Source organism: Mesorhizobium sp. CA15, assembly GCF_020165215.1.
GTDB lineage: Bacteria > Pseudomonadota > Alphaproteobacteria > Rhizobiales > Rhizobiaceae > Mesorhizobium.
This window is the reverse complement of record NZ_JAIUHQ010000005.1, coordinates 70,589-83,330: the sequence shown is the minus strand read 5'-3', so window position 1 is coordinate 83,330 and position 12,742 is coordinate 70,589. Positions and strand designations below refer to the sequence as shown.

11 protein-coding genes are annotated in these 12,742 nt (G+C 63.3%); 1 reads left to right on the top strand and 10 read right to left on the bottom strand.

Features of this window, described 5'->3' with window-relative positions; genetic code table 11:
- Positions 1–12: 12 nt before the first annotated feature.
- From LB515_RS11435 to LB515_RS11415, 5 genes are all read right to left on the bottom strand, one after another.
- Complete coding sequence (locus tag LB515_RS11435; protein ID WP_224707767.1) at positions 13–1,401, bottom strand: aldehyde dehydrogenase family protein; 1,389 nt, start codon at positions 1,399–1,401, stop codon at positions 13–15.
- A 188-nt stretch (positions 1,402–1,589) separates the two neighbouring features.
- The gene (locus LB515_RS11430; RefSeq protein WP_095766696.1) at positions 1,590–2,960 is read right to left on the bottom strand and encodes a glutamine synthetase family protein; all 1,371 of its coding nucleotides are present in this window, start codon (positions 2,958–2,960) and stop codon (positions 1,590–1,592) included.
- 88 nt (positions 2,961–3,048) lie between these two features.
- A complete protein-coding gene (locus LB515_RS11425; protein WP_224707766.1) occupies positions 3,049–4,605 on the bottom strand; it encodes an amino acid permease in 1,557 nt (518 codons plus the stop codon).
- 88 nt (positions 4,606–4,693) lie between these two features.
- On the bottom strand, positions 4,694–6,232 hold the full coding sequence (locus tag LB515_RS11420; protein ID WP_224543424.1) for an amino acid permease: 1,539 nt from the start codon (positions 6,230–6,232) through the stop codon (positions 4,694–4,696).
- Positions 6,233–6,244: 12 nt separating this feature from the next.
- Complete coding sequence (locus LB515_RS11415; RefSeq protein ID WP_224707765.1) at positions 6,245–7,072, bottom strand: N-formylglutamate amidohydrolase; 828 nt, start codon at positions 7,070–7,072, stop codon at positions 6,245–6,247.
- A gap of 145 nt (positions 7,073–7,217) precedes the next feature.
- Here LB515_RS11415 and LB515_RS11410 point away from each other — a divergent pair, with 145 nt between their 5' ends.
- Entirely contained in the window at positions 7,218–8,042 is an 825-nt protein-coding gene (locus tag LB515_RS11410) for a MurR/RpiR family transcriptional regulator (protein WP_224524066.1), read from the top strand.
- A gap of 83 nt (positions 8,043–8,125) precedes the next feature.
- Here the strand turns inward: LB515_RS11410 and LB515_RS11405 are convergent, their stop codons facing one another.
- The 5 genes from LB515_RS11405 to LB515_RS11385 all read right to left on the bottom strand — a co-directional run bounded on the left by LB515_RS11405 (position 8,126) and on the right by LB515_RS11385 (position 12,737).
- Entirely contained in the window at positions 8,126–8,533 is a 408-nt protein-coding gene (locus LB515_RS11405) for a GtrA family protein (RefSeq protein ID WP_224707764.1), read from the bottom strand.
- Complete coding sequence (locus tag LB515_RS11400; RefSeq protein WP_224707763.1) at positions 8,530–9,348, bottom strand: ChbG/HpnK family deacetylase; 819 nt, start codon at positions 9,346–9,348, stop codon at positions 8,530–8,532. Before LB515_RS11400 ends, LB515_RS11405 begins: the two co-directional genes overlap by 4 nt.
- Positions 9,345–10,313 carry a glycosyltransferase family 2 protein gene (locus LB515_RS11395; RefSeq protein WP_224524059.1) on the bottom strand — a complete coding sequence of 323 codons (969 nt, stop codon included), beginning with the start codon at positions 10,311–10,313 and terminating at the stop codon, positions 9,345–9,347. The genes LB515_RS11400 and LB515_RS11395 overlap by 4 nt, the downstream gene beginning before the upstream one ends.
- Positions 10,306–11,472 (bottom strand): glycosyltransferase 87 family protein, encoded by a 1,167-nt coding sequence (locus tag LB515_RS11390; protein ID WP_224707762.1) that lies wholly within the window; start codon positions 11,470–11,472, stop codon positions 10,306–10,308. Before LB515_RS11390 ends, LB515_RS11395 begins: the two co-directional genes overlap by 8 nt.
- A gap of 227 nt (positions 11,473–11,699) precedes the next feature.
- The gene (locus tag LB515_RS11385; RefSeq protein ID WP_224603290.1) at positions 11,700–12,737 is read right to left on the bottom strand and encodes a zinc-binding dehydrogenase; all 1,038 of its coding nucleotides are present in this window, start codon (positions 12,735–12,737) and stop codon (positions 11,700–11,702) included.
- Between the last annotated feature and the right edge of the window lie 5 nt (positions 12,738–12,742).

Here is a 12,742-nt window from a genome sequence, read left to right as displayed (position 1 = left end):
TCTTTCAAAAAGTCAGATTGCTTCGCGCAGGTGATAGGATTTCGGCCGGGTCAGATTGTCATAGCCGATGGCCGAGAGTGCGGCGCCCTTGCCGGTGTCCTTGACGCCGGTCCAGACCAGCGCCGGGTCGAGATAGTCGCAGCGGTTCATGAACACCGTGCCGGTCTCGACGCGGTCGCCGATGGCCACCGCGCGCTCCGTGTCGCGCGTCCAGATCGACGCCGTCAGTCCGTAGGGGCTGTCGTTCATCAGCGCGATCGCTTCCTCGTCATTGCGCACCTTCATGATGCCGACGATCGGCCCGAAACTTTCCTCGCGCATGACGCTCATCTGGTGGTCGACCCCGGTCAGCACTTCCGGCGCCAGATAGGGCGAGCCTGGCCTGTCGTTCTCGACCTTCATGCCGATATGGGCCTTGGCGCCCTTGCGCAGCGCCTCGGCCTTTTGCTCGCGGATCAGGTCGGCGAAGCGTGGCTGCGCCATCGGCCCCATGGTCGTCGCCTGCTCCAGCGGATTGCCGACGACATAATTCCTGGTCTCGGCGACAAAACCCTCGACGAACTCGTCATAGACCTTCTCGTGCACATAGACGCGCTCGATGCCGCAGCAGCACTGGCCGGAATTGAAGAAAGCGCCGTCGACCAGATTGGCGACCGCATGATCCATCTTAGCGTCGGGCAGCACATAGGCGGGGTCCTTGCCGCCGAGCTCGAGGCCGAGCGTCATGAAGGTGCCGGCCGCCGCCTTCTCGATGGCGCGGCCGCCGCCGACCGAGCCGGTGAAATTGACATGGTCGATCTTGCCGGAGCTGAGCAGCTTCTCGGTCTGGGCGTGGTTCATGACCAGGTTCTGGAACAGCCCGTTTGGCAGGCCGGCCTTGTCGAAAGCCTGCTGGAAGCGCTCGCCGACCAGCAGCGTCTGCGCGGCATGCTTGAGGATAACGGCGCTGCCCGCCATCAGTGCTGGCACGATCGTGTTGACCGCGGTGAGATACGGATAGTTCCAAGGCGCGATCACCAGCACGACCCCGAGCGGCACCTTCTTCACATAGCGGCGGAAGCCGTCCTTCGGGTTGGAGGCCAGCACCGGCTTCAGCGCGGCCTCGGCGATCTCGACCATGTAGTTGGTGCGTTCCTTGACGCCGCCGAACTCGCCGCCATAGCGCACCGGCCGGCCCATCTGCCAAGCGATCTCGGGCACGATCTCGTCGGTCATCGCAACCAGGGCTTCCAGCATCGCCAACATGTATTTGCCGCGCTCGACGACCGGCGTCTCGGCCCATTTTTCTTGCGCCGCCCTGGCGCGCTCGACCGCCGCGTTGATCGCCTGGTCGCTCGCGACCGGCCGCTCGGCATAGATCGAGCCGTCGATGGGAGATTTGAGTTTGACCGTTTCGGTCATTTTTTCCTCGCAGTTTTACAACAATCGAAAATCACTTGGCTTGGCGCCGCCCCTCATCCGCCTGCCGGCACCTTCTCCCCGTATAGTGACGGGGAGAAGGGAGAAGCTCCTGCGCGGGCGACCCCCTCTCCCCGTTCTTCCCGGGGGAAGGGGAAGGGTGAGGGCGGCGCCGACGCTAACCCAGCCCCCTAGTACCTCTCAAAGCCCCTGTGCAGCTCCCAATCCGTGATGCGGCGGTCATATTCGAACTGTTCCCAGCGGGCGGTGTGCACATAGTGCTCGATCACGTCGTCGCCGAAGGCCTGCTTCAGCATCTTCGACTTCGAAAGTGTCTCGGTGGCGTCGCGCAGCGTCTTCGGGATCTCGGGCAGACGCGAGGCCTGATAGGCGTCGCCGACGAACGGCTTCTGCAGCTCCAGCTTCTCATCGATGCCGGCGAGACCCGACGCTATCAGCGCCGCGAAGGCGAGATAAGGATTGAGATCGGCGCCGCCGATACGGCACTCCATACGGATGCCCTTGGTGCCTTCGCCGCAGAGCCGGAAGCCGGCGGTGCGATTGTCCTCGCTCCACATGATCTTTGTCGGCGCGAAGGTGCCGGCCTGGAAGCGCTTATAGGAATTGATGTAGGGCGCCAGGAACCAGGTGAACTCCTTGGCGTATTTGAGCTGGCCGGCCGCCCATTGCTGGCCGAGGCTCGACAGCGTCCAGTCGGCCGTCTTGTCGAAGAACAGCGGCGTCTTGCCGTCCGCGCTCCACAGCGAATTGTGGATATGGCTGGAATTGCCGGCCAGCCCGTAATTGTACTTGGCCATGAAGGAGATCGCCTTGCCCTCGGAATCGGCGATCTCCTTGGCGCCGTTCTTCAGGATGACGTGGCGGTCGGCCATCTCGAGCGCTTCGGCATAGCGCACATTGATCTCTTCCTGGCCGGGACCCCACTCGCCCTTGGAATTCTCGATCGGAATGCCAGCGGCTTCCATCTCGTTGCGAAGCCGGCGCATGACGCCCTCTTCCCTGCTGGTGATGCCGATCTGGTAGTCGCCGATATAGGGCGAGGCGCTGTCGAGCCCCTGCCAGTGCTTCTTGCGCGCGGAATCGTAGGTTTCGCTGAACAAATAGAATTCGAGCTCGGAGGCGAAATAGCCGATATAGCCGCGCTCCTGCAGGCGCTTGACCTGCTTCTTCAGAATCGCGCGGGGTGAGTGTGCCAAATCCTCATGGTCGTGATGGTCGAGCACGTCGCAGATGACCAGCGCCGTCTTCTCCAGCCAGGGAATGCGCCGCAGCGTCGACAGGTCCGGCTTCATGACGAAGTCGCCATAGCCCTTCGACCAGCTCGCCGCCTTGTAGCCCGGCACCGGCTCCATATCGATGTCGCAGGCCAAGAGATAGTTGCAGCCATGCGTCTCGCCATGCGCGGAATCGACGAAATACTGAGCCAAGAAGCGTTTTCCCGAGAGCCGACCCTGCATGTCGACGATGCAGGCCAGCACCGTGTCGATCTCGCCGTTAGAGACCGCTTTCTTCAACTGATCGAACGAGAAATTCCCGGCCATTCCTTTGGCACTCCAGCGCTTGTCGATTGAAAAGGGAGAAACAAAACCATGGCCGGCGTTGCGCCGGCCATGGCCATGAAGCGAAGTATCAGTGGCCGGTCTCGCCAACCGCCTGTTCGGCCGCCTTGATCGCTGCCTGGCGCGCCGCGATAATGTCGCCAAGCGGCGGGCCTTGGAAGCGGTTGCGCTCGAAGGCGAACCAGACGATCGCCGTCAGGACGAAGAAGCTGACGGTTATGTAGAGCGCCCAGTCGTTCGGCGGCTGGATGCCGATGACGAAGATCAGGATCATCGACACGATCGAGAGAACGCCGAACAGCATGAACACGGCGCGCCCCATGTTCCACGGGCCCATCTTGTCCCACTTCGGCGTTCCCCAGGCCATCATGCCGAGCACGATAGGCACAATGAAGGACAGAAACAGGAAGATGACCGTGCAGGACACAACGATCGTATACGCCGAGGTGCCGGCGACCGAAACCAGGGTCGAACCCCACACGAACAGCACCGACAGGATCGAGGCCGTCCAGATCGCCGCCACCGGCGTGCGGTAGGTCGGGCTGACCTTGGCAAGCGCTGCCGAGCCCGGCAGGCCGCCGTCACGCGAGAAGGCGAAGATCATGCGCGAGGCCGAGGTGACGGTGGCAAGACCGCACAGCAGTTGCGCGATGAACACCACGAGGTAGACGAACTCCTTGAGGCCGGGGCTGACGCGCTGGTCGAAAGCCCAGAAGAACACGTTCCAGCCCTGCTTGGCGGCGTCGTCCATGTTCGGGATCATCAGCACGAAGGCGGCCAGGAACAAGTAGCCGAACAGCGCCGACCAGACGACCGACATCACCATCGCGCGCGGCACCGAAGAAGCCGCCTTGATGGTCTCTTCCGACGTATGCGCCGAGGCGTCATAGCCGGTGATCGTGTAGATCGGCAGCAGGAGGCCGAGCGCGAACACCCAGGCGTTCGAAACCGATGGCCACACACCGCCGCCGGCGTCGCCGGAGTAGTTATGGAAGGTGAAGAGGCGGCTGAAATCCCAGGTCTCGGCCGAAAGCAGGCAGACCACTGCGATCAGGATCGAGCCGAAGAAGATGAGATAGCCCGAGAAATCGGTCAGTTTCGCTGTCAGCTTGATGCCGAGATGGTTGATCAGCGCCTGGGCGCCGGTGATGACGACCAGGAAGATCATCTGGTTGGTCAGCGTGCCCTCGATGCCGAGAGCCGGTCCGAAGGCGCCGACGAAGAAGGTCCAGGTGCCGACATTAATGGCGCCCAGCACGGTGATCAGGCCAAGCAGGTTGAGCCATGCCGTCACCCAGCCGGTGCCGCGATTGCCGAGGATCGAGCCCCAGTGATAGAGGCCGCCGGCCGTCGGATAGGCCGAGCTGATCTGCGACATGGCAACCGCGAAGGTGAGCGACACGAAACAGCCGACCAGCCAGCCGATGCCGATGCCGATGCCGCCAGCGCCCGATGTTGCCTGGGCCAGCGAATTGATGCCGCCGGACAGGATGCAGATAATCGAGAAGGAAACCGCGAAATTCGAGAAGCGGCTGAGCCGCCGCTCCAGTTCCTGGGCATAGCCCATGCTGTGGAGGGCTTTCACGTCCTCCGCCTTGTCGACGTCTGTATAACCCGGTGTCGTCATTTGGAATTCCCCTATGGTTCTTGGCTGGCCGGTCCTGCGCCTTGATGCCCGATCGACCTGAGCCGACCGGGCGATATTGTGTTTGCCGTTAGCCCGCTGTCTGGCCGACTGCTTTTTCTGCGGCCGCGATCTCCGCCGCGCGACGAGCAATGTCGGCACCGATCGGCGGCCCCTTGAAGCGCCGCGATTCGATACCGAACCACAGAACTACCAGCAGAATGATCAAACCGATGGCATAGTTGATCAGGATGTCGAAGGGCGGCTGGATGCCGGCATACATCAGCACCAGAACGCCGAGCACGGTGACGATGGCGAAAGGCTTTGACCAGACGCCGAGACGGAACGGGCCGAACTCCGTCCAGGTCTTGCCTTCCGCGAGCAAGCCTGCCGCCACCGGCATGGCATAGGAGACGTAGAGGAAGAGAGCGCAGCCTGCTGCCAACGCCGCGAAGGCTGGCGAATAGAGCGTGGCCGCGATCGACAGCACGACGCCGAGCCAGATGGCCGGAACGGGCGTGCGCCACGTCGGCGAAACCTGCTTCCACAAAGACGACCCCGGCAGACCTCCGTCACGCGAGAAGGCGAAGATCATACGCGAGGTCGACGTGAGTCCGGCCAGCGCGCACAGATAATTCGACACCACGATGCAGATGCCGAGCAGATCCTTCAGCCAGGTCGGCGCGGGCAGGTTGTTGAAGAGGTTGAACCAGGCATTGCCGCCGTCCTTGGCTGTCGCCACGAGATCGGGACTCGCGACGACGAAGGAGACCGCCATGACGAAACCGAAGACGAGAGACCACAGAACCGCGTGGATCATGCCCCTGGGCACTGCGACGCGGGCATTGTGCGTCTCCTCGGCAGTGTGCGCGGAGGCGTCAAAGCCGGTGATCGTGTAAAGCGGGTAAAGCAGGCCGATCAGGAAGGCCACGAACGCCGTGCGGGCTGTCGGAACATAGCCGCCGCCGGGATCGCCGGTCGTGTTGACGAAGGTCGTGAACCGCGACAGCTCGAAGCCATGCGCGCCCCAGATCAGGAAGGTCAGCGTCAGCACGACCGCAACGACGAGGATGAGGTAACCTGAAAAGTCGGTCAACATCGTCGTCGTCTTGATGCCGAGGTGGTTGAACAGGCCTTGGGTGACGGTGATGATGACAACCGCCGTCGTCTGTTGCCAGAAACCCCAGGTCGATGTGTCCAGGCCAAGGATCGGTCCCGCGACGAGCCCGGAAAACAACAGGTAGACGCCGACATTGACCGAAGCGACGACGAAGATCAGGCCGAGCAGATTGATCCAGGCCGTCGCCCAGCCCCAGCCGCGCCCGCCCAAGATCGACGACCAATGGTAAAGCCCGCCGGCGGTCGGATAGGCCGAACCGATCTGGCCGAGCGAAGCCGCGACCACAAGAGCGAACAGACCGCCTATAACCCAGCCGATGGTCGCTTCGAAACCGCTGCCGGTGCCCATGGCCAGCGGGAACGACGTGATGCCGCCCGCCAGGATGCAAATGATCGAGAAGGAAATGGCGAAGTTGGAGAAGCCGCTCATGCGGCGAGCCAATTCCTGGGCATAGCCCATGCTGTGAAGGATTTTTACATCCTCCGATTTCTCTGCGTGGTCTGTTGTCATGTTGGAGTTCCCCTATCGTTCTTGGCTGGCCGTTCCTACTGACTTTCCCATTGCGCGTTGTCGGGAGCCCCTGGCCTCGTCAGGCTCCAGATTCGAGAATATGCCGGTGAGCAGATCCGCCCATTTCCGCTGCCCGGTCTCGCCGGAGATTTCGTCGTTGCGGATTTCGATCATCGCGCAGGCAAGGCCGCGCGAACGCGCGTGCCGTTCCAGCGTGAAATAGACGCGGTCGGCCGGCGAATAGGGTTCGTTGACGCCGACGGTGACGCCGGAGAGCCGCTGCAGCGCCGATATCAGCGGCGCCGCCAACCGGCGATCCTCGTCATGGATGATGCCGATATGCCACGGCCGGCTCTTGCCCTTGTAGACCGGCGTGAAGGAGTGCACCGACACCAGCCGCGTCTCCTGGCCGCGCGCCAGCCGCTCGTCGATGATCTGGGCGATTGTGTCGTGGAACGGGCGCCAGGCAAGGTCGACGCGCGCGGCGCGCTGCTTGTCGGATAGATCTGTGTTGCCCGGGATGGCCGTCGTCTCGCTAATCGGCGGCACGAGATCCGGCGCGTCGAGCGGCCGGTTGCAATCGATGACGAGCCGCGACACGCGGGTCTCGATCAAGGTGGCATCGAGCGTCTCGGCCATGCGGCGGGCGACGGGAAGCGCGCCCGGATCCCAGGCGATGTGGCGCGAAAGATCCTCGACCGGCAGGCCGAGCGTCCCGAATTCGGCGGGAAGGACGTTGGAAGCGTGGTCGCAGGTGAAGACAAAGGGGCTTGAGCCGCCGGGGTTCGTCACCCTCACGGTTTCAGACGGTGCAAGGCTGGCGGGCCGTCCTCTCTCCATACTGCCGTCCCCTGGGGGCGCTGTATCGAATGTTACGTATTTTGTCTCATTGCGTCCCTATGAATGATTTCATACAGTTTGACCGGCTTTGTCAAACGCGAATTCGGGAAAACGGCGGCGGGCGGCCAACGGGCGGGGGAAAACCATGATTTCCAGCATTGCCGAACTGATCTCGGACCGCATCGGGACGATGCCGGCCGGCGAGCGCCGCGCCGCCCAGACGCTGATTGCCAACTATCCCTTGACCGGGCTGAAGACAGTCGCCGAATTCTCGGCCGCGGCCGGCGTGTCCTCGCCGACGATCCTGCGCTTCGTGGCCAGGCTCGGCTTCCAGAACTACCCCGAATTCCAGTCGGCGCTGCAGGATGAGTTGGCGGCGCAATTGCAGTCGCCCGCTTCGCGCACGCTCAATCCAAGCTCGGCCGGCGGCGCCATCTCGCCGATGCTCGAGGCAACGCTCGACAACATGCGCGAGACCTTCCGGCACCTCACCGACAGACAGCTGGCGGACATCGCCACGAGACTTGCCGAGCGGCGCGGCAAGACCTTCCTCATCGGCGGCCGTTTCACCGATCCGCTGGCGCGCTACATGGCCGCTCACCTGGCCATCATCCAGCCGGATGTCTATCACCTCGCCGGCCAGGAGAGCATCTGGCGCGACCGGCTGATCGACATGGGCAAGCGCGACGTCCTGGTGATCTTTGACATCCGCCGCTACCAGGAAAGTCTCGTGCGCTTCGCCGAGAAAGCTCACCACCGCGGCGTGCAGATCATTCTCTTCACCGACCAATGGCTTTCGCCGATCGCCCGCTTCGCCCGACACGTGATCGCCGGACGCACCGCCGTGCCCTCGGCCTGGGATTCGTCCGCCGCGCTCTTCGTCGTCGCAGAAACGCTGATCGCCGCCGTGACGAGGCAATTGGAAGCCGCCGGCGCCAAGCGCATGCGAGACCTGGAGAGCTTGCGATAGAGCCGGATGATTTCAGGTCGGACAGACCTGAAATCTGAATCCGTCCCCACGCCGCCTATATCGACGCGGAGCCGGCCGAGCAGCTACTTTACGATCCTGCCCTCGATCGACCAGCGCGCCGCCAAAAAGTTCAGCACGGCGGCCACCACGACGCCGAGGATCTTGGCCGGCCAGACGCCGACAACCCCCGCCAGTACAGCGATCGACAGGCTCGAAACACCGAGCGAAATCAGCGCCCCGAGCGAGACGAAACGCAGGAAGGACCGATGCAGCCGGATATCCGGGTCCCGCTCGAACGACCAGAAGCGGTTCGCTACGAAGGAGAAGAGCACCGCGACGAACCAGGCACCGACATTGGCGGCCAGAGCCGGCACCACGAGCTTGAGTAGCAGGAAGAATGCGGTGAGATCGATCCCGGTGTTGATCAGTCCGACCAGGGCGAAGCGGACGACCTTGTTGCCGGTCGAACGCCGCGGCTGACCGGCGCTCATGCTTTGCCGTCCATGACGCGCACTCCGGCCCGTTCGAGGCTGGCGCCGAGATCCTCAGAAGTGAGAATCGTGAACTCGACCTCACGCGCGCCCTGCATCGGGTCTCGCGCCCGTAAAATGTCATCGACCTGACCCGGATGACACATGAACACCCCTTGTTCGGGCAAGGTGTCGACCGCCGCGCGCAGCGTCGGACCGAATTTTTGCGGCTGCCGCCAGTCATAGATGCCGCAGAGCGGCGTCATCACGTTAAAGCCGGCCCGCTGCATCGACCTGTTGAAACCCGCGGCCAGCGTGGCGATCGCCGCGATCTTGGCCGCCGCGTCCAGGCCGCCAAGGCTCGGCGCGCCGCGCAGCGCCGGCTTGTGTGCGCTGCCTCCAAACCGGGCGAGCAACCAATTCCGTACCACGGGAAGAAAATGCACGTGCTGGTGCCCGTCGATGTGATCGGGCGGGCCGGCCAGCGCGTCGGTGAAGAGGTCGTACTGGGCGTCGAGCTCGGCATGAATGTCCCGCTCGTCGATGCGCCCTCGACGGACCGGCAGCGCAAGAGAGGCAAGCCCAGGCAATTTGCCATTTGGCGCCAAACTGGACGAGCCGGTTGCGGCGGTCTGATCGGTGAGGGTCAGGTGCAGCCCGATGGCGGCCCGTTGACGCAACGGCCTGATGCGCGCCGCCGCCTCTTCCCATTCGGCAAACCCGGTCATGCAACTGGTCCCGGTCAGGCGGCCGCGCTCGATGAGGTCGAGGATCGCGCTCGATACCCCCGGCGCAAGCCCGTAATCGTCGGCGATCAGGCGGATCGGCCGGGTCATTTGCCGGGGGCAACCTGCTCGGCGGCATTGCCATGCAGCACGTCACGCACGATATAGACGGGCCGGTCCTTGCTTTCGCTGAGCGTGACCCAGACATACTCGCCAATCAGGCCGAGCAGCGCCAGGTTGAGGCCTCCAAAAAGCACGACGGCGACCATGATGCTGGGGTAGCCAGGCACGGCGATGCCATAGAACAGCACCTCGAAGAGCACCTTCACGCCATAGGCCAGACCCGCGAATGCCGCGAGCAATCCGATGAGGCTGATGACGCGCAGCGGGATCACGGAAAACGAGGTGAACCCTTCAAGCGAGAACGCGATCAGGTTGAACCTTGTCCATTTCGACGTGCCGCCACCACGGTTTTCCGGCGAATAAAGCACAGCCTTCTGGCGGAAGCCGGCCCAGGCGAACAGACCCTTGTTGAAGCGGCGCTTGTCGCGCACGCTGGTCAAGGCACGCGCCACCGCGCCGCGCATGACACGGAAATCTCCAGCATTCTCGGGAATATCGAAGCGCTGGCTGCTGTTGATCAGCCTGTAGAAGAGCCGCGCCAGCTGGCTGCGCCGCCAGCTCCCCTCGCGCCGGTCGTTCTGCGCGTAGACGACATCGATCTGCGGATGCTCGACCAGCTCGCCGATCATCCTCAGGCTGATATCCATGGAATGCTGGAGGTCCGAGTCCATGATCAGGACCATGTCGCCACGGGAATGATCGAGCCCGGCGAGCACCGCCGCTTCCTTGCCGAAATTACGGCTGAGCCGCACGATCTCCCAGGAGCCGGAGAGCGTGGCCGCGAACGTCTCGGCGCTGCCGTCGCGGCTGCCGTCGTCGACGAGTATCTTGCGGACTGTCATGCCGAAGCGCTCCGCCACGGCCACTTCCAGCTTGTCGAGCAGCCCGACAAACGCGATGGCGGATTCGGCCTCGTCGAAGAACGGCGCGATGATGTCGAGCATCTCAGCCATGCGCGACGGCCCCGGCGGCAGGCGCCTTCTGTCTGTCTTGCGTCCAGAACCAGCCGACGAGCACGCAGCCAATTATGGTGATGCTGATCGGCCGGAACCACGGGTGGAAAAGATCGTGCAGTTGCAGGTCGGCACTGGTCAGTCCGGTGACGAAGAGGAACGCCGCCAAGAACCAGCATATGGCCCCGGCTCCCTTCTCCCGCCAAAGCAAGGCGATGGAGAGACCGGCAGGCACCGCCACCATGGCGTAAGTGTTCTGCTCGACCCGCGGATTGAAGACGCACATGTAGAATGCCGCGGCGAGGAAGACGGCGAGTCCGCTGATGTTGGCGTCCAGCCTGCGATCGAGCTGGATCACCAGCCAAAGCGTGAGCAAACCCGCAACGACGCGCACGATCGTCGCGTCAAACTCGGAAATCGGGGTGCCAAATCGCATGAAAGGCGCCGTGAAGTCGGCCGGAACGAAGGGGCCGGTCGGGTCCACCGTCATCGAAGTAAGAAGCCGGAAGAAATCATGATACTGCGCGTTGACGTAGTCGCTCGACGCAAAGCCATAGGGTATCGCGAGCACGACGAGCACCGCCAGCACCAGCACCGGTATCAGCCGGGGACGCAGCGCCCCCGCCAGAAGCAGCATGATGATCGCGGTCGGCTTGGCGATGATCGCAAGCATGGCCCAGAAGAAGCTTTCGGACCGGCGCCCCTCGAGTGTCGACAGTGTAAGGAACCAGCACGCCCCTGTGAGCAGGATCGTCGCCTGGCCATTGCGAAGCGCTGCAAGCGCCACCGGCAAGGCAAGAAAAAGACCCAAGGACAGCAGCCAGGTCTGCTCCTGGCCGCCAAGCTTGCGCACCTGACGCATTGCGGCAAAGGTCAGGACGCTGAAGCCCAGCATGTGCCACAAAATATTGCCTAGATAGGGCCCGAGCTTCAGCAGGGGAACATACAGGACGGCGAAGGCGGGAGCGTATAGATACCCCATGGCAACTTCGACCTGATACAGCGGTTGGCGATTCAGAAAAGCTTCACTGCCATGCCTGTAGATATGGACCACCGAACGCGCATCGGGCGACCATAGCGCCAGACCAAGCACAAGCAGAAACGACCCGGCCCAAAGCCAAAGCCCCAAACGGTCGAAAACCGGCTTGGTTACCATCATAGCGCACCCCGCATTCCGACCAGGACGGCTTTCCCATCGCCGCCTGGTTTTTAACCGCCGGCGAGATATCACATCGAATGGAATAAAACATCCGAACGTGGCTGTTACCGGCGCGAGGCAATGACGGCGCAACAGCGGCTTTTTTCCGCCGCTGTCGGGCCGATCACAGCTTTGTGTTCAAGGCTTTGGTCTGGTCTGAACAGCTGCGATCGGGCGCTCGGATTGCCTCACGGCCTGATGAACACCTTTCCGTTTGGCTTGGCGAGCTCGGCCGGCAGCCTTGCCATCGCTTCGTCGAGCGGCACGACCGCGGTGACGTCGGTCGACCAGCGTCCATCGGAAAAGCGCTTCTGCGCTTCCAGCACCGCCGGGCCCAGCCTGTCGCGGAACTGGCGCATCCATTCGGCCAGCCAGAACCCTTCGACGCGCTTGTGCTGGAAGATCAGTTGGCCGGGCTCGCGGATCACCGTCGGCTCGGCGTCGAGCCTTCCATAGACGATCCAGCGCGCGCGTTTCGGCATGGCATTGAAGATGGTCGAAGCCAGCGGGCCGGTGACCGCGTCGAGGAAGATGCGCGGCTGCTCGGCCTTCATCGCCTCGCGCAAGACCGCCTCGAAATCCGCCGCTTTCTCGTTGAGCACATGGGCGGCGCCGAGCTCCTTCAGCGGCGGAATCTGCTCGTCGCGACGCACGGTGACGATCGGGCGGAAACCTTCCTCCTTCGCTAGGCCGATGATCAGCTTGCTGAGCTGGCTGGCGCCCGCGGTCATGATGAAGGATTTTTCGCCCTCCTCTCTGACGATGTCGAACATGGCCAAGGCCGTCAGCGGATTGACGATCATCGCGGCGCCGTCCTCGTCGCGCACGGTGTCGAGAAGCGGAATGCAAGACGCGGCCTCGGCAACCGCATAATCCGCCCAAGCGCCCCAGTTCGACACGCCGGTGGCGAAGGCCACGCGTTTCCCTGCAAGGCTCCTTGCATAGGGATCGTCGCCCGTGGCGACGACGATGCCGACGCCTTCGAAGCCCGCCGGCCGGCCCTTTACCCGCGGCTGGCCGTACTGGCCCTTGATGAAGGCGATGTCGGACGGGTTGACCGAGGCGAGGCTGACCTTGATCAGCGCCTGCGAGGGACCGGGCGCCGGCACCGCGATGCTGCCGGGCTGGAGGTAAGGCTCCATCGCCTCCAGCGCGGCCGCCGAGGGCGTCCTGGTGTAACCGTCGCCGACAAGCAGCAGACCCTGCATTTGCGAAGGAAGCGTCATGGCCG

Excerpts from the sequence above, each read along its gene's own strand:
- LB515_RS11435 (WP_224707767.1), bottom strand. The coding sequence starts at position 1,401 with ATGACCGAAACGGTCAAACTCAAATCTCCCATCGACGGCTCGATCTAT.
- LB515_RS11430 (WP_095766696.1), bottom strand. The coding sequence starts at position 2,960 with ATGGCCGGGAATTTCTCGTTCGATCAGTTGAAGAAAGCGGTCTCTAAC.
- LB515_RS11425 (WP_224707766.1), bottom strand. The coding sequence starts at position 4,605 with ATGACGACACCGGGTTATACAGACGTCGACAAGGCGGAGGACGTGAAA.
- LB515_RS11420 (WP_224543424.1), bottom strand. The coding sequence starts at position 6,232 with ATGACAACAGACCACGCAGAGAAATCGGAGGATGTAAAAATCCTTCAC.
- LB515_RS11415 (WP_224707765.1), bottom strand. The coding sequence starts at position 7,072 with ATGGAGAGAGGACGGCCCGCCAGCCTTGCACCGTCTGAAACCGTGAGG.
- LB515_RS11410 (WP_224524066.1), top strand. The coding sequence starts at position 7,218 with ATGATTTCCAGCATTGCCGAACTGATCTCGGACCGCATCGGGACGATG.
- LB515_RS11405 (WP_224707764.1), bottom strand. The coding sequence starts at position 8,533 with ATGAGCGCCGGTCAGCCGCGGCGTTCGACCGGCAACAAGGTCGTCCGC.
- LB515_RS11400 (WP_224707763.1), bottom strand. The coding sequence starts at position 9,348 with ATGACCCGGCCGATCCGCCTGATCGCCGACGATTACGGGCTTGCGCCG.
- LB515_RS11395 (WP_224524059.1), bottom strand. The coding sequence starts at position 10,313 with ATGGCTGAGATGCTCGACATCATCGCGCCGTTCTTCGACGAGGCCGAA.
- LB515_RS11390 (WP_224707762.1), bottom strand. The coding sequence starts at position 11,472 with ATGATGGTAACCAAGCCGGTTTTCGACCGTTTGGGGCTTTGGCTTTGG.
- LB515_RS11385 (WP_224603290.1), bottom strand. The coding sequence starts at position 12,737 with ATGACGCTTCCTTCGCAAATGCAGGGTCTGCTGCTTGTCGGCGACGGT.